This window comes from Inquilinus sp. NPDC058860 (assembly GCF_042743185.1).
Taxonomy (GTDB): domain Bacteria; phylum Pseudomonadota; class Alphaproteobacteria; order DSM-16000; family Inquilinaceae; genus Inquilinus.
Window position 1 is genome coordinate 1 of sequence record NZ_JBHYMS010000096.1, and the last position, 17,228, is coordinate 17,228.

General features: G+C 68.4%; 10 protein-coding genes. 4 read left to right on the forward strand and 6 right to left on the reverse strand.

The genetic code is table 11. The features are described 5' to 3' along the window. The first annotated feature begins 636 nt into the window (after window positions 1-636). Window positions 637-1,314: a LuxR C-terminal-related transcriptional regulator gene (locus ACFW16_RS34740; RefSeq protein WP_380313683.1), complete on the forward strand. Its 678-nt coding sequence runs from the start codon at window positions 637-639 to the stop codon at window positions 1,312-1,314. A 91-nt stretch (window positions 1,315-1,405) separates the two neighbouring features. Here ACFW16_RS34740 and ACFW16_RS34745 read toward each other — a convergent pair whose 3' ends face one another. The 6 genes from ACFW16_RS34745 to ACFW16_RS34770 form a co-directional block, all read right to left on the reverse strand. Beyond that, window positions 1,406-3,181 (reverse strand): tetratricopeptide repeat protein, encoded by a 1,776-nt coding sequence (locus ACFW16_RS34745; RefSeq protein WP_380313684.1) that lies wholly within the window; start codon window positions 3,179-3,181, stop codon window positions 1,406-1,408. 84 nt (window positions 3,182-3,265) lie between these two features. Next, window positions 3,266-4,678 carry an HlyD family type I secretion periplasmic adaptor subunit gene (locus tag ACFW16_RS34750; protein WP_380313685.1) on the reverse strand — a complete coding sequence of 471 codons (1,413 nt, stop codon included), beginning with the start codon at window positions 4,676-4,678 and terminating at the stop codon, window positions 3,266-3,268. Next, the gene (locus tag ACFW16_RS34755; protein WP_380313686.1) at window positions 4,675-6,873 is read right to left on the reverse strand and encodes a peptidase domain-containing ABC transporter; all 2,199 of its coding nucleotides are present in this window, start codon (window positions 6,871-6,873) and stop codon (window positions 4,675-4,677) included. Before ACFW16_RS34755 ends, ACFW16_RS34750 begins: the two co-directional genes overlap by 4 nt. Further along, window positions 6,873-7,193: a hypothetical protein gene (locus tag ACFW16_RS34760; protein ID WP_380313687.1), complete on the reverse strand. Its 321-nt coding sequence runs from the start codon at window positions 7,191-7,193 to the stop codon at window positions 6,873-6,875. The genes ACFW16_RS34755 and ACFW16_RS34760 overlap by 1 nt, the downstream gene beginning before the upstream one ends. A gap of 45 nt (window positions 7,194-7,238) precedes the next feature. Continuing rightward, window positions 7,239-8,453, reverse strand: coding sequence for a GTP-binding protein (locus ACFW16_RS34765; RefSeq protein WP_380313688.1), 1,215 nt, complete (start codon window positions 8,451-8,453; stop codon window positions 7,239-7,241). Beyond that, a complete protein-coding gene (locus ACFW16_RS34770) occupies window positions 8,450-13,663 on the reverse strand; it encodes a DUF4082 domain-containing protein (RefSeq protein WP_380313689.1) in 5,214 nt (1,737 codons plus the stop codon). The genes ACFW16_RS34765 and ACFW16_RS34770 overlap by 4 nt, the downstream gene beginning before the upstream one ends. A 500-nt stretch (window positions 13,664-14,163) precedes the next feature. Between ACFW16_RS34770 and ACFW16_RS34775 the strand changes: the two genes are divergently transcribed. The 3 genes from ACFW16_RS34775 to ACFW16_RS34785 form a co-directional block, all read left to right on the forward strand. Continuing rightward, on the forward strand, window positions 14,164-15,156 hold the full coding sequence (locus tag ACFW16_RS34775; protein ID WP_380313690.1) for a glycosyltransferase family 2 protein: 993 nt from the start codon (window positions 14,164-14,166) through the stop codon (window positions 15,154-15,156). Window positions 15,157-15,409: 253 nt separating this feature from the next. Then, window positions 15,410-16,498, forward strand: coding sequence for an MraY family glycosyltransferase (locus ACFW16_RS34780; RefSeq protein WP_380313691.1), 1,089 nt, complete (start codon window positions 15,410-15,412; stop codon window positions 16,496-16,498). Then, on the forward strand, window positions 16,495-17,228 hold a 734-nt coding region (locus tag ACFW16_RS34785), incomplete at its 3' end, for a glycosyltransferase (RefSeq protein ID WP_380313692.1). The genes ACFW16_RS34780 and ACFW16_RS34785, both read left to right, overlap by 4 nt.

Genomic DNA, 17,228 nt, shown 5'->3' on the forward strand with positions numbered 1-17,228 from the left:
CCGGTGGCGGCGATCGGGCTGCCCGGCGTCGACCCCTTCGTCGCCCCGATCCTCTACGCCGTGCCGGTGCAGCTCCTGGCCTACCACACCGCCGTGGCCAAGGGCACCGATGTCGACCAGCCCCGCAACCTGGCCAAGAGCGTCACGGTGGAATGAAGAGGGAGCGGATCGGGCGCGTCATTGCAGCCGGATACTCCTAAAGGAGTAGGAATTTCATCGAATTGAGTACAAAGGAAAATTAAATTTTCATAAAAATAAAGATAAATGCCTTGACCGTTCGCCCCTGGTCGGGTTTCATGTCCTACGACTTCTGCTTCTATTCGCATATGATGATCGCCACCGAGCTTCCTCTAGAAGCTCGGTGGCGCCCTCAATAATACCGAAGTTGATAAGAAGATGTGCTTGTAATTCGAGATCGTGCACGTCGACGACTGGCCTGTCATTTGCGGGCTCTGTGCCAGGTCAGGAGGAGATATGCTGGCTTGCAGAGACGATACAGAAAAACCTGCCATTATCGATTTTGCCGAAGGAGATGGCGCAGAGAAGGTCCCAGCTCCGGGGAGTCTTTCTGAAGTAACGAAAATAGCGATTATCGACCGTAGGGTCCTGGTCCGGGAATCTCTGACGGCGGCTCTCATGACGGCCGATGGAGGATTCCGAGGCATCGGATTTGCGGATGCCGGCGAATGGCTGGCCCGCGGGGTTCGGAACGATACATCGGCGATTCTGTTCGGCATTGACGGGGAAGGCGCCGATGATCCTGATCTGATGCAGGATCTCCGGCTTCTGGCTCAGGACGGCCCGGACATGCCGGTCATCGTCATGGGCGACCGCGACGAATCCTGTCACGTCCTCAAGATCCTGTCTTCCGGGGCACGCGGCTACATCCCGACGAGCGTCAGCCTGAGCGTCGCGATCGGCGCGCTGTCGCTCGCCATTGCCGGCGGGGTGTTCGTGCCGGCCACCGCCCTGGCCATGGCGGGCCGGATGGAGCGAGAGGGAGGGACGGAGCGCACCAGGTTCCCTTTCGACCTGACCGATCGGCAGGCCGCGGTCGCCGAGGGCCTCGCCCGCGGAAAGCCGAACAAGATCATCGCCCATGAGCTCAATCTCTCCGAGGGAACGGTCAAGGTTCATATCCGCTGCATCATGAAGAAGCTGCAGGCCCGGAACCGGACCGAAGTTGCCTTCAAGCTGCACAGCATGAAGGCTCGCCCGCGAGCGGCGCATGGCCTTCCGATCATGCCGCCAGCCTCGTCGGGCTCATGGGAAGGTCCCCCGCGGGCCGCGTCGCCTCACCGCTGCGCCAGGTAAGCCGGGTCCGAGGGACAGACGAGGCGAATGCATCCTGCGGACGGAATGATCGCCTCGTCTGTCCCTCGGACCTCGCGGTTCGGCGTCAATCTCAGCTCGGCAATCCGGCGCGGCGCAGGCCGTCGAGGTAGCGTCGCAGCAGATCCGGCTCGAAATAATGCAGGGCGTCGGCGACGGTCGCCACGGTGAGCCCCGGCCGGGAAGCCGTGAAACGCGCCAGCGCCTCGCGCGCGGCATCGATCTGTCCGGCATGGGCGAGGAAGGTGGCGAGGTCGCGGAACATCCAGGTCGCCGTCGGCTTCTGATGCAGCGCCTTCCGGGTCAAGCCGGCGGCTTCTTCGGGGCGCCCCTCGGCGAAGGCGGCGAGACCCAGGCCGATGAAGCAGTTGAAGCTGAACGGGTCGAGGGGGCTGAGCCGGATCGCTCGCTCGAAGCAGGGCCGTCCTGCGGCAGGATCGCCGCGATAGACGTGCAGGAAGCCGCGGCGTGTCCAGGACCAGGCGTGGTTGGGGTCGAGCGCCAACGCCTGATCGACGAACTGCTCGGCCCGGCCGATATCGCCGAACAGGAGCATGGTCGCCGTGGCCAGGGCGCTCAGCGCGGTCGCATCGTCCTGGGACCCTTCCGACGCCTGCTTGATCAGGCGATCGCCCGCCGCCCGCTCGGCGCCGTAGTCCGAAGCCCAGTTGTAGGTGACCTGCTGCGCATGCGCCCAGGCGGCGAGGGCAGCGGCGCGGCTGTAGTTCGGATCCAGCCGCAGGGCCTCGTCGAGCAGCCGGATCGCCTCGACATTCTCGGGTTTGCGATGGGCCCAGAGATGCGGCAGCGCTCGCATCATCAGGTCGTAGGCCGCGACGCTGTCGGGCCGCTTGCGCAGCGCCAGCATGATTTCCGCTGCCCGGATTGAGGGGTGGAGCGCTCCGGCGACGCCTTCGGCAATCCGGTCTTGCAGGTCGAACATGTTCTCGACCGTCCCGTCGTAGCGCCCGGACCAGAGGTGCAGCGCGCTGGCGGCGTCGATCAGCTGCGCCGTGATCCGAACCCGGTTGCCCGACCTCCGCACGCTGCCCTCGAGCAGGTAGCGGACCTTGAGCGTGCGGGCGATCACGCGGGGGTCCTGGGGCCGTCCCGCGGCCCGATACGCCTCGGCCGAGCGGCGGGCGATGACGGTGAAGTCCCGGATGCGGGAGAGGGTCGCGGTGATCTCCTCCACCGCGCCGTCGGCGAGGGCGGACACGGCGGGATCGCCGGAAAGATTGTCGAAGGGCATGACGACGATCGAGGGCAGATCCTCCTCGTCCACCACCCCGACGGCGCGCTTCGTTGCTGCTTCAGCACCTTCGCCGGCAACGCCCGCAGGGCTCCAGATCCAGACCTCCATCGGCTCTGCGATGTCCTTGAGCGTCTTCATCACCCGCATGAAGGGCGTGGCCAGCGCCTTGCCGAGCTGCCAGCGCACGGAATGGGTGATGGCGATCCCACCGGGAGGCGCCGCCTGCTGCAGGCGGACGACGAAGGCGACAGCGGCCCCGAACCGATCTTCTCCCTCAACGAAGACGTCGGCGAGCGCGATGCCGGCGCGCACCAGGATGGGCCGCTTGGACGACCGCGCTTTACGAGCCGCCATCGCCTGCTGGAACTCCACCGTCCAGCAGACCGCATCCTCGATATTGGAGAACTCGATCAGCACGCCGTCACCCATGGTCTTGAACACGTGACCATGACGGGCGCGGAGGGTCGAGCCCAGCAGCTCGCGGCGGATCGAGGCGAGCGCGGCCAGCGTACCGCGCTCGTCCTCCTGCACGAGGCGCGTGAAGCCCGCCACGTCGAGCGAAACGATGACGGTGAGCCGGCGCTGGACTCGCATCGGCAATGGTCTCCGGCAATTCCATCAGCTTGCGACGGACCTGCCGATCCCGCAATGCGGCAGGCAAGCCGCGTGAAGATCGTCTCACGGTTCGCGCAGGCTCTCGTCCAGGCCGCGCAGCAGAGGATAGAGGAAATAGGAGAGCACCCGGCGCCGCCCGACCTCGATCTCGGCCGTCAAGGTCATGCCGGGCAGCAGGCGAAAGGTGTCCGGAACCGACCGCAGCGTCGTATCGGTCAGCCGGATCCGCGCCCGGTAGACCGACGGCGCCGCGGCGTCGACATTGCCTTTGTCGTCCCGTGCATTGGAGGCGAAGCTGTCCTGGCTGATGGTGCGGACCGTGCCCGAGGCCGTGCCGTGTTTCTGGAAGGGGAAGGCGTCGATCTTGAGGCGGGTCGGCTCGTCGGTTCCGAGCTGGCCGATATCCTTGCTGGCGATCGAGACCTCGGCCTCGAGGGGAACGTTGAGCGGCACCAGCGTGAACAGCGGCTCGGCCTCCCGCACCACCGATCCGATCGATCGCTGCGCGATATCGAGGACCACGGCGTCCGACGGCGCGGACAGCACGATCATGTCGCGACGAAGCTCGGCCTTCTTGAGCTCCTCGGCCACGGCGGCATAGGCCTCGCGCGCCTTGACCAGATCCTCCAAAGCGGCACGGCGGAACTCCTCGACATGGGCCTGCCGCTCCGATCGCGCCTTGTCGATGGCCAGGGCCAGATCGGTCTGGACGCCGCGATTCCGGGCGAGCTGGGATTCGATGTCCAGCCGCGTGTCCTTGGAGACGAGGTAGTTGAGCCGAGAGCCGGTTTCGCTGGCCATCAGCTGCTGCCGCATCTGCTCGACCTGTTCGAGGGTCGCGACGCGTTGCGCCAGCAGGTGTTCCTCGTCGCGGCTCGCCGTCAGATTGGCTTCGGCCCGCGCGATCTGGTCGTCGAAATTGCGCAGCTGGGACTCGTAGGCCGCCTTGCGCTGCACGAAGAAGCGCATCTGCAACTGCGCATCCGCGCCGGCATCGGCAGCCGGTTCATAGGCCACCCCGGCGAGCTCGGCCTCGATCCGGCCCATCTGCGCTTCGAGCGCAGTGACCTTCGCGCGCAGTTGCTCGACATCCGACTGGGTGAAGGTCGTGTCCAAGGCGGCCAGCTGCTGGCCGGCACGGACGATCTCGCCGACCGCGACATCGATCGACCGGACGACCGAGGTCTCGAGCGGCTGGACCACGAGGTTCGGCTGGGTGGTGATCAGCTTGCCGGGAGCGACGACGATCTCGTCGACCGTGGACAGCGCGGCCCAGGCCACGGCACCGACGATCAGGGCCGTCACGGTGTACAAGGTCAGGCGCGTGATCCGCGGTGGCGCCCGCGCTTCGAGCTCGACGGCGTCGCGCTGGAACTCGGCGATGGCCGGATGAGCCCGGGACAGCGGCGCGACCGTCGGCCCGCGGACCACCGGCAGGGTCTGGCGCTCCGACGATGCGGACCGCTCCGGGATCATGCGCTTTGCCTTGTCTGCTGGGTCCAGAGGTGCCGGTACGTCGTGCAGCGCGACAGCAGCTGGTCATGCCGTCCGATATCGGCGATCCGGCCCCGGTCGATCACCAGGATGGCATTGGCGTCCATCAGGGTGGACAGGCGATGCGAGACGATGACGACCGTACGACCCTCGGCGATGCGCCGCAGATTCTGCCGGATGATGGCCTCGCTTTCCGGATCGAGGGCGCTGGTCGCCTCGTCGAAGATCAGGAGCCGCGGATTGGTCACCAGGGCGCGGGCGATGGCAAGGCGCTGGCGCTGCCCGCCGGACAGGTTCTCGGCGCTCTCCTCCAGCATCGAGTCGAAGCCGCGCGGCATGCGCTCGATGAACTCCTCGGCCCCGGCCATCCGGGCCGCCTCGACGATCTCCTCGAAGCTGGCGCCGGGGCGGGCGGCGGCGATGTTCTCCCGCACCGTGCCGCGGAACAGGAAATTCTCCTGCAGCACGACGCCGATCGCCTTGCGCAGATGGACCAGGTCGAACTCGCGCATGTCGACGCCGTCGATGCGCACCACGCCCTGCTGCACCGGGTAGAGACCCTGGATCAGCCGGGTCACCGTGGTCTTGCCGGAGCCGCTTCGCCCCACCACGCCGAAGACGCTGCCTTCCGGAACCGTGAAGGAGATGTTGTCGAGCGCCGGGTCGGCCTCGGCGGAGTAGCGGAAGGACACGTTCTCGAACTCGACGCGCCCCTTGATCGCCGGACGCAGGCCGTCGGTCCGGCCGTGCCGCTCCGGCCGTCGATTCATCACCTCGCCCAGCATCCGGACGGACAGCGCCACCTCCTGGTACTCATGCACCATCGTCACGATCTGGACGAGCGGGCCGGAGACCCGACCGGCCAGCATGTTGAAGGCGATCAGGGCGCCGATCGTCATCGTCCCGTCGAACACCGCGACGGCGCCGAGCCCGACCACCGCGACGCTCATCAGCTTCTCGACCAGCCCGGTCACGGACTGGGCCGTGGTCGAGATCTTCTCGACGTCGAAGCGCATCGCGACGCTTTGGGCCGAACGGTCGTCCCAGATCCGGCGCTGCATCGGCTCCATCGACAGCGACTTCACCGTCCGCATGCCGTGCACGGTCTCGACCAGCAGGGCCTGGCGCTGGCCTTCGGCTTCGTACAGGGCGCGCAGCCGGCTGCGGAAAGGGCCGATCAGCAGCAGGATCACCAGCGCCACCAGCAGCGCGAAGGCCAGCACGACCAGGGTCAGCCAGAGGCTGTACATCAGCAGCACGGGCAGGAACACGATCAGCGACAGGCCGTCGAGCAGCGTCAGAAACAGGCGGCCGGTGAGGAACTCCCGGATCCGCTGAGCCTGCTGCATGTGCTTGACCAGGATGCCTGCCGAAGCCTGCTCGAAGAAGGTGATCGGCAGGCTCAGGAGATGCGCGAAGGTCCGGGTCGCCAGCCGGATGTCGATCCGGTTGGTGGCATAGAGCAGGAGATAGCGCCGCAGGAAGGTGAAGATGGCGTCGAACAGCAAGGCCACGACGATGCCGCCCGACAGCACATAGAGCGTCATGTAGCTGTTGTGCACCAGCACCTTGTCGATGATCAGCTGGAAGAAGATCGGCGTCGCCAGCCCCAGCCCGTACAGGAACAACGCCGCCACGGCGACATCGGCGAACAGCCGGCGCTGGCGCAGCAGTTCGGGGACGAACCAGCGGAAACCGAAGGGCTGGTCGGGATCGGCGATGCGGTAGCTGCGCTTCAGCAGGACCACTTCGCCGGACCAGCGGCCCCGGAACGCCTCCTCGGGAACCACCAGCGCCTCGGGCCGCTCGGCCAGCGGGTCGAGCAGCCGGACGGCGCCGTGCCCCTCGGCGTCGGCGACGACACCGGCGATCAGCACCCAATTGCCGTTGTTCAGCAACGCCAGCGCCGGAAAGGCCTCCCCCAGCCGCGCCAGCCCGGCCCAGTCGAGCTGCAGCCGGCGCGCCCGCAGGCCCGAGTCCCGCGCCATGCGGAGGAGCAGGGCCGCCGAGACCGCCTCGGCACCCAGGGCATAGCGATGGGTCAGGCTGTCGACCGAGATGTCGAAGCCGTGGTGGCGCAGGACGACGGCCAGGCAGTACAGCCCGGTGTCGCGCCCCCCGGCGGCCGCGGCCGGTGCACCGTCTGCGGCCTCGGCGTCCGACGTGGCGGCGAGCATCAGGCGAAGTTCGGCGACGTGTTGCGGTGGGGGGCGCCGTTCGGGGCCGGAGCCCGATCGGGGACGACGGCCGGCGCCGCGGCCTCCGGCGCCCGGCGCTGGATGGCGCCGGCCTCGATCAGCCCCTGCATCACCTTTTGGATCAGGTCCGAGGCGTTGGCGAAGCCGTCGAGCGGCATGATGATCCGCTGCCGGAACGCCGCCTTGGGAGCGCCGGCGGCATCGCGCTCGGTCGCCGACAGGCTGACCAGGTCGATACGCAGGACGGACCCGGTGACCGTGATTTCGCCGATGCCGTCCGCGTAGATTTCGGTCTGCATATGCATGTCCTCGTTGCGAATGGTGATTTGAAAATTGACGGAGCGTCAGGCGGCATGGCCGATCTGCCAGTCGGGGAAGGGATCCTGCAGCCCGCGATAGGCGGCGCGGTCGTAACGGAGCGGGGAGCCGACGAGGCAGGCGTCCAACGCCTGGCGGATGGCATCCTCGTCATGGCCGCAGCCGATGAACACCAGCTCCTGCCGCCGGTCGCCCCAGATCAGACTCCAGTGCTGCTCGATCCGGCTTTGCCAGTCCGGGTGACGCGGCCAGTGCTGCGGCGGGACGGCCGCCCACCACAATCCTTTGCCGTCGACGCGGCGCTGGCCGCCGGCGATCGACAGCTGGCCGATCCAGTCCGGCCGGGTCGCCAGCCAGAAGAAGCCCTTGGCCCGGATCAATCCCGGCCAACTGCGCTGGAGGAACTCCTCCAGCCGCTCCGGGTCGAACGGGCGACGGGCCCGATAGACGAAGCTCGATATCCCGTAGAGCTCCGTCTCCGGCGTGTGTCCGCCCGGCCCGAACAGCTCCCGGTGCCAGAGGGGATGGGTCGCGGCCTTCCCTTCCACGAACAGGCCGGTGTCGAGGATCGCGTCCAGCGGAACCCGGCCGTACTCCGCCTCCACCACCCGGGCATCGGCGTTGAGGGCGCGGAGAATGCGGCGGATCTGGGCCAACTCCACGGCGGTTACGTCGAAGGCCTTGTTGAGGACGACCACATCCGCGAATTCGATCTGTTCGACCAGCAGGTCGGCCAGCGTGCGCGCGTCGCCGTCATGGGCGGTCCGGCCGCGGTCGCGCAGCAGGTCGCGGCCGGCATAGTCCCGCAGCAGGCTGATCGCATCGACCACCGTGACCATGGTGTCGAGGCGGGCGACATCGCCGAGCGAGGCGCCGCCGGCATCGCGGAAGGAGAATGATGCCGCCACCGGCAGGGGCTCGGAGATGCCGGTGCTCTCCACCAGAAGATAGTCGAACCGCTGCTCGGCGGCCAGGCGGCGGACCTCGCGCAGCAGGTCGTCGCGCAGGGTGCAGCAGATGCAGCCATTGGTCATCTCGACCAGGGACTCGCTGGCGCGGCTGAGATCGGCGCCGCCGTCGCGGACCAGCTCGGCGTCGATGTTCACCTCGCTCATGTCGTTGACGATGACGGCGACCCGGCGGCCTTCGCGGTTGCGCAGGACATGGTTCAGCAGCGTCGTCTTGCCGGCCCCGAGAAAGCCGGAGAGGACCGTGACGGGAAGGCGCGGCGGAGAGGTCATGCCGCGGCCAATTGCGGGTTGAAGACGACATCGGCCGAGTAGTTGGTGCGGTTGAAGCTGCCGTTCGGGAAGCTGCCGCTGGCGCCATAGGCGAAGACGCCGTTGCCGCCGCCGGTGGCATCGGCGAGGGCGCGCAAATGGCCGTTGACGACATCGTCCGCGAAATAGTTCGGCGTGGCCGCGTAGTGGCCGTTGCTGTGGTAGGAGGCGATGTAGGTGGTGTTCGCGTCGATCGCGACCGGCTGGGCGAGGACCGCCGTCTGCCAGCCGCTGGCGGTCTCGTTGGTGAAGGTGGCCGTGGCGAGCAGCTGTCCGGTCGCGGTCCAGAGATGGCCCTCATGGGTGCCGGTGTCCTGGGCGCTCTTGTAATAGCGCAGGGCCGTGATCGTGCCGGCGACATCGGCCTGGAACTTCATGCCCAGCTCGACCGGCGACGGATCGTTGACGCTGGCGATGGCCGGCGTGTCCGAGGCCGAGAACAGGCTGCTTCCGGCCGGGGGCGGCGCCACCGTCAGCGAGGCGGTCGCCGAAGCGGTGCCGCCGCGGCCGTCGGAGATGGCGTAGGTGAAGCTCGCCGTTCCGGTGAAGCCGGCGGTCGGGGTGAAGGTGACGGTGTTGGTCTGGCTGTTCAGGGTCACCGTGCCGTTGGCCGGGTTGCTGACGCCGGTCACCGTCAGCGCGTCGCCGTTCGGATCGGTGTCGTTGGCCAGCAGCGTCGAGGTCGGGATCGACAGCGCCGCGTCCCGGCCGGTGGAGAGGCCGCTGTCCGCCACCGCCGTCGGCGGTTGGTTGGTCCCGGTGCCGGACTGGTTGTAGACGACATCGACCCAGTAGTTCGAGGCGTTCCAGCTGTTGGTCGGGAACAGGCTGGATCCGCTATAGGCGTAGACGCCGGCATCGACCGGGGCAGTCAGGGGACCGTTCGAGCGGGAGGTCGTGAAGTACCCGCCGGTGGCCGAGTAGTGGCCGCTGGTGTGGTAGGAGGCGACGTAGGTGGTGCCGGCGCTGATCGCGACGGGGTTGGCGAAGGTGACGGTCTGCCAGCCGGTGGCGGTCTCGCCGGTGAAGGTGGCTGTGGCCAGCAGGGTGCCGCTCGCGGTCCACAGGCTGCCCGTGTGGGCCCCGGTGTTCTGCGGCCCCTTGTAGAAGCGGATGCCGGTGATGGTGCCGCCGGCGGAGGCCGTGAACTTCATGCCGAGCTCGACCGAATTCGGATCCTCCTCGGTCACTGTCGCCGGCGTGTCGGTCGGCAGGAACAGACTGACCCCGTCGCCGGCCTGCCGGACGGTCACGTCGACCGTGGCCGAAGCGGTGCCGCCGCGACCGTCCGAGATCGTGTAGGTGAAGCTGGCCGGCCCGGTGAAGCCGGCGGTCGGGGTGAAGGTGATGGTGTTGGTCTGGCTGTTCAGGCTTACCGCGCCATTGATCGGGTTGCTGACGCCGGTCACCGTCAGGGCGTCGCCGTTCGGATCGGTGTCGTTGGCCAGCAGATCCCCGGCCGCGATCGCCAAAGGCGCGTTCTGGGCCGTGCTGAAGCCGTCATCCGCCACTGCCGTCGGCGGCTGGTTGGAGGCGCCGCCCGACTGGTTGTAGAGGACATCGACCCAGTAGTTGGACGCGTTCCAGCTGTTGGTCGGGAACAGGCTGGACCCGCCATAGGCGTAGACGCCGGCATTGGCCGGGGTGCTCAGAGGGCCGTTGCTGTAGCTTGCGCTGAAATAGCCGGAATCCGCCGAATAATTGCCGTTGGTGTGGTAGGAGGCGACATAGGTCGTGCCGCTGCTGATCGCGACGGGGTTGGCGAAGGTGACGGTCTGCCAGCCGGTCGCGGTCTCGCCGGTGAACGTGGCGGTGGCCAGCAGCGTGCCGGTCGCGGTCCACAGGCTGGCGGTGTGGGGACCGGTGTTCTGTGCCCCCTTGTAGAACCGGATGCCGGTGATGGTGCCGTTGCTCGATGCGACGAATTTGACGCCGAGTTCGACCGGGCTCCCGTCGTTCACGGTGACCGTCCCCGGCGTCGTCGAGGTCGACCACAGGCTGAGGCCCGTGCCGGGCGGATTGACGGTGAGGTTGGCCGTCCCGGTGGCGGTGCCGCCGCGACCATCCGAGATGGCGTAGGTGAAGCTGGCCGGGCCGCTGTAGCCGGCCGTCGGGGTGAAGGTGACCGCACCGGACTGGCTGTCGAAGCTGACCGTGCCGTTCACCGCGTTGCCGACGCCGGTGACGGTCAGGGGGTCGCCGTTGGGATCGGCGTCGTTCGCCAGCAGGGTCGCGGCCTGGATGGTCAGCGCGACGCCCTGGTTGGTGGCGAGGCCGTTGTCGTTGTTGGCGACGGGGGCGACATTGCCGCCGCCGGGCCCGGGCGTGAACAGGGCGTCCACCCAGAAATTCTCGTTCTGGTAGACGTTGCTCGGGAACAGGCTCGAAGTGCCATAGGCGTAGACGCCCGCCCCGACCGGCGCGGTCAGGTGACCGTTGGTGCGGGCGACGTCGAAATAGCCCGCATCGGCCGAATAGAAGCCGTTGCTGTGGTAGGAGACGACGTAGGTCGTCCCCGGCTGGATCGAGACCGGATTGGAGAACGTGACGGTCTGCCAGCCCTCCAGCGTCTCGTTGGTGAAGGTGGCGGTGGCCAGCAGGGTGCCGTCCACGCTCCACAGGCTGCCGGTGTGGGTGCCCTGGTTGTAGAAGCCCTTGTAGAAGCGGACGCCGGTGACCGTGCCGGCGGCGTTGGAGCTGAAGCGCATGCCGAGTTCGACGGCGTTGCGATCCTGGATATGGACCTGCGCCGGCGTGTTGGCGAAGGTCCACATGCTCTCCGTGGACGGCAGGGTGACGGTGACCGAGACGCCCGTCGACGCCGCCCCGAGATTGACGCTGTCATCCGCTGCCCGGGCCATGATGACATAGGTGCCGGCGGCCTGCGCATTCCAGGCGTAGCTCCAGCTCTCCCGCCCCGCCGCCTTGCGCCAGGTGATGCCGCCGTCGGTGGAGACCTCGACGCCGGCGACGATGCCGCCGCCGAAATCCTGGGCGGTCCCGGTGATGACGACCCGCTGGCCTTCGACCAGGCCGGTGCCGTTCGCCGGCGTCAGCACGGCGGCGGTCGGCGCCGTATGGTCGGTCGAGCCCGTCGCCATGATCAGGCTGGCCTGCAGCGTGCCGGGCTGGATGCCCATGTCGGCGAACATGTTGACCATCGCCTGCTGGACGTTCGGGTCCACCGGCGTCGCTTCGTTGTCGTGGTTGTCGTCCAGGCCCCAGGACCAGTAGACCGTGCCGGCGCCGAAGACCAGGGCGCCGCTCTCCGCCCGGTACATGGTCAGGCTGTGGTCGACGGTGGCGGATCCGACGCTGGTGCCGTAGTCCCGCAGATACGTGTCCACCGACACGGTCGACAGCGACAGGTTGATCAGCCCGGCCGGGCGGAAGCCGTTGTCGACGTCGGAATCCCATTCATAGCCGAGCAGGTTCTGGACCAGGGAATAGGTCTGGCCGGGCTCGAGGTCGGCGACATCCGTGTTCCGCCAGAACCGCAGGTTGGAATAGTCGTAGGGGATGGTGATCGTGTCGAGGCGATAGGCGTCGACCGTGAACATCGTGCCGGTCAGCGAATTCTCGGGCTCCTGCCCCGGATCGGCGAAGCGGGGATCGCGCCAGGTGCCGGTTCCGGTGTTGCTCGGGTCGGTGCGGTCGCCCCAGGTCTCCTTGTAGGTGACCAGGGTGCGGTAGGGCGTGCCGCTGCCGTCGATGCTGGTCTCCCACCGGGTCTTCCAATAGACTTCGTTGCCGCTCCAGAACGCCAGGTTCACGCCGGCGTCGCGGGCCGCCTCGACATTGGTGCGTTGCTGGCCAGACCAGTATTCGTCGTGCCCGACGGACAGGAACATCTTGGTGTTCAGCAGTTGCGCCGCGTCCCGGTCGGTGTCGACGCCGGAGATGTAGTTGACGTCGTAGCCGTTCTGCTCCAGCCAGCGGATCGCCGAATGCTCGACGCCGAAGATCCAGTCCTGCGGCCCGGCCGAATAGGGGCTGTCCGTGGTGATGAACGGCCGGTTGTAGCTGACCTTGGTGGCGCGGCCGATCGCGGTCAGGCCGCAACTGCAGTTCGGCGGCGTCCAGCCGATCAGGTCGGCGGGATCGGTCGGCACGTTGCCGCCATAGAGGCTGGCGCCGCCCCAGGCGTTGTAGGCCTGCCAGGTGGTGTCCGACGTCTGGAAGGTGATGTCGCTGTCGGCCTCGTCGTCACGGACGATGAACGGGATGTGGCTCGCGCCTTCGGTCCCGTCCTCGCGCACCAGCTTGGCGATATAGACGCCGGAGACCGCGTCGGCGGGCACGTCCCAGCTGGCGGAGACCGACCAGTTGCCGCAGTCGATCAGGCCGGTGCTGTAGTCGACCAGCGGGTGCGGCTGCACTTGTGCGGTGGTGAGCTGCCGGTCGATGGTCGCGACCTTGCGGGCGCCCATGCCGTCATAATAGCCCAGGCGGTAGATGTCGATCCGGTAGTCGGTCGAATCCGTGGCGATCTTGAAGTCGACGGTCTGGCCGTGATTGACGCTGATGCTGGTGGCGAAGCCCTGGATATTGGCGCTGCCGCTGCCCTCGATGCCCCATTCGCTCTCCGGATTGCCGGTCTTCTGGTTCTCCAGGACGATCGGATTGATCGCCGTGGCCGCCGTCTGGGGAAGCAGCGTCGGGGGTTCCGGCGGGCCGGTGTCGCCGGGGATGGACGCGGCGCCGCCCTCCGTCTCGCTCGGGACGCCGGGCGTCTCCCCGGACGGGGTCGGCGCCCCGGGCATCAGCCGGTCGAGCAGGGATCCGATGGGGGACAGCACCGCGCCGACCGGATCTGCGAGATTCAGCGGCAGGGCCGAGCCCGCGGCCGCGGGTTCCGTCGTCGCGGTTGCCGGGGCGGCCGGCGCCTTCAGCAGGCGAGCGGCGGGGACGTCGGCGGATGGGGGCCGGATCGCCCCCCGCGTCGGCTCTTCCGCCGCAGCCCCCGTGTCCTCGATGACGGCAGGCGCGGCGGTCGACGGATCGGCGGCGTTCCCGGCCAGAAGCGGGCCGGCCGTCTGCCCGGCGGCCGTCCCGTCGGGCGCCGGGGCATCCGGCAGAGAGGCCTGGAACCCGGGGGCTGTGCCGTCCGTGACGGCCAGAGCGAGGGTGCTCGCCAAGGCATCGCGGGCTGAGGTGTTCAGCGCAACCATATCCGCATCCTTTCGTGACGTCCGGCCGGCCGAACGCTCATCGAGACCCGTATTGTGCAGTGCCAAAGCGGTCGGCCGCGATTGAGCCCTTCGGCCGCATCCCCCCTCTCCAATGGGTGTAGGAGGAAGATCACAGAGGGAAGGAAGCTCAGGGGGAGGGGGGACGCCGGCAGCATCGACCGGTCTTGCCGCCGCTTCCTCGCCGGCGTCCCGAACGCCGCGCTCCGCCGGCGCGGCCGGAAGCCGGACCGCAGCGAACGGCTGCGATATGCGATCGGCTTCAGGCCGGCCACTCTACCGGGGCGTCCCCGTCCGACACCATTCAGGCTTCCTGCCGCCGCCCGGCTCCGTTCGGAGGAAGCCGCCTACGCCGCACGGGGGAGATGGATCTGCCAATGGAGGCGTCGGGGACCGCGCCGAAGGCTGGCTATGCTGGACAGGCGCTATTCAAGGCTCCCTCCGCCATCAGGGCATATCGTCATCGAACCAAGGGCGTTTCCATGCCGAAGATCGATATTTGCATTCCTTGCTACCATTACGGGCATTTTCTCGGAGACTGTCTCGACAGCGTTCTCGCCCAGGCGACCAAGGATCTCCGCATTCTCGTCATCGACGATGCCTCGACCGACGATTCCGTTGCGGTCGCCAGGCGCTATGCGGAACGGCATCCCTGCATCGAAGTGCTGGCGCATGCCGTCAATCACGGGCATATCCGCACCTATAACGAAGGCATCGCCTGGGCCCGGTCCGACTATCTGCTGCTGCTCAGCGCCGATGATCTGCTGGTGCCGGGGGCGCTCGATCGTGCGATCGCGGTGATGGACCGCCATCCGGACATCGCGCTGGTCTACGGCCTGGCCCACGACCTGCATCCGGACCAGCCCTTGCCGCCGATGCCGGACCCGCAGGCGCAGCCGGAGTGGCGGATCGAGACGGGCATCGATTTCATCGCCCGCCTGTGCCGCGAGCCGGTCAATCCCATCGCCACCCCGACGGCCGTCGTCCGGACGGCCGCGCAGCAGAGCGTCGGCGGCTACCGTGCGGAACTGACGCATTCCGGCGACATGGAGATGTGGCTGCGGCTGGCGAGCCGGGGAGCCGTCGCCAGCACCCCGATGCTGCAGGGCATCAAGCGCGTGCACGGCCGCAACATGTCGGTCACGTCTTCAGACGTCATCCTGCGCGATTATCAGCAACGCGCCGAGGCCTTCCGGTCGTTCTTCCGGAACGAGGGGCATGGGCTGGAGCACGCACCTTTCCTGCATCGCCTGGCCCTGCGCCGGCTGGCGCAGCACGCCTTCTGGACCGCCATGGCGCAGTCGGCCCGCGGCCGTTGGGGCACCGCCCGCCGCCTGCTGCGGCTGGTGCACGAGCTCGATCCGTCGACGCCGTTCCTGCCGCTGCTCGGCGCCTTGGCGCGGATGCACCGCCCGGACAAGCGCTTCGTCGCCCTGGTGCGGGACGTGCTCGGCCGCCGCGATCCGGCCGGGTGACGGCCCGTTCGCACGCCATGCGATGGGGCGCCGTGTCCACTGTCCTGATGGGTGAGGCACCCGCCGCCAAAAAGGGGGCGACGGGGCGGGGCATGCTCCTTCCGATCGGCCGCCCTCATTAGTTCTCCCGAATCGAGTTCGACGGGGCGCTGCGCCTAGCTTTTCCAGACGCTTTGCGGGGGTCGAGACTTTTTCTTCTGCGCTGCTTTTCCCGCCGCCGCCGGCGGACCAGACGATTTCGGAAGGGGACGCGATGCCCGACCTGACGCCTCATTTGCTCAATGGCTTTCTGCTGGCCGTGGTTCTCGTGGCCTGGATGCAGCGGATCGCCCCGCGGCTGGGCCTGGTCGACCGGCCGTCGGAACGCAAGCGGCACGAAGGCATCGTGCCGAGATGCGGCGGCCTGGCGATGTTCGCCGCCTATGGCATCGGACTCCTGCTCTTCGACCGGACCTTGCAGGGCCCCTGGGTCTTCGTCGGCGGCCTCGCCGTCATCGTCGCGGCCGGCGCGGTGGACGATCGCCTGGATCTCCGGCCCCTGATCCGCCTTCTGGCGCAGACCTTCGCCGCCATCGCCATCATCATCCTCGGGCAGCACCGGATCGCCGATCTGGGCGCCGGCACGCCGGGGCTGGTGTCGGCGCTGGGCGAGCCGCTCCTGTCGGCCATCTGCCTGGTCGTGACCATCGTCTTCCTGGTCGGCCTGACCAACGCCTTCAACATGATCGACGGCCTGGACGGGCTGGCCGGGGGGACCGCCGCGGCGGCCCTGTTCTGGCTGGCGCTGCTGGCCTCCTTCATCGGGCGGCAGGACCTGGTGGCGGAGATCGCGCTGCTGCTGGCTGCGGTCCTCGGCTTCCTGGTGTTCAACACCCGCCATCGCTGGCGCCCGCGGGCGCTGGTGTTCATGGGCGATGCGGGCAGCACGATGCTGGGCGCCGCGATCGGCTATTTCATCATCGGCCTCTCCTCCGGGCCGCAGCCGACGATTCCCTTCCCGGTCCTGCTGTGGGTCTGCATCATCCCGGTGGTCGACACGCTCAGCCTGATCGTGCGGCGGCTGCTGGCGGGGCGCAGCCCGTTCTCGCCCGACCGCTGGCATCTCCATCATCTTCTGCTCGACCTCGGCGTCCCGCACGCGCTCTCGGCGATGATCATCATCGGGCTGTCGATCCTGCTGGGCGCCGTCGCCTATCTCGGATCGGTGCTGCTGATCCCGGACACGGTGCTGACCATCGGGCTCCTGGCGCCGGTCGCGACGCAGCTCGCCTTCGTCCGGATGGCGTCGCGGCGCGACCGCGTGCCGGCGGCCGGGCATCTCGCACCGGAACCCAGGCGATGAAGCTGGCCTATTTCGGCTTCCCGCATATCGGCGGCACATACTCGGTGTTCCGTCACCTGCATGCGGGGCTGGCCCCGGCCGGCATCGATCTCCGCTGGCTCGGCCACGGGCCCGCGGCCCACGGCGCCGCCGGCAGCCCGGCCTTCCGCGCCGAGCGGGATCGCGGCGCGGTGGCGGGCCGGCCGGGCGACGACGACAAGGCCGGCGCCCGCGCGACGATCGAGGCGATCGAAGGCGGAGGCTTCGACGGCGTCTTCGTGAATGTCTGCGCCGACCGGGTGCAGACCAACTGCGCTCGCTATCTTTCTCCGCGGATCCTCCGGGTGATGATCGTGCACAACATCACCCCGGGGACCTATGCGGCGGCCCGGTCGATCCGGGACCATGTGCACGCCACGGTGTGCGTCTCCGAACGGATCCGGGCCGACCTCGTGTCGCATCATGGCTTCGACGCCGGCCGGACGGAGGTGATTCCAAACGGGATCGAGGCCGCCGGCATCGTCCGGGGCGACCGCCGCGGCTCCGGCGGCCCGCCGCGTCTGCTCTATCTTGGCCGGATCGAGGACCAGGCGAAAGGGGTGCTCTGGCTGCCGCGCATCCTGCGGGACGTGCCGGCGCCCGGGGGCCAAACCGAGCCCCGGGGCCGGCCCCGCCCAGCCCCCCCCAAACCGGGCGGCGGACGGCAGGGGGGGCCCCATACCCTAACCGCCCGCCGGCGGCCGCGTGACCG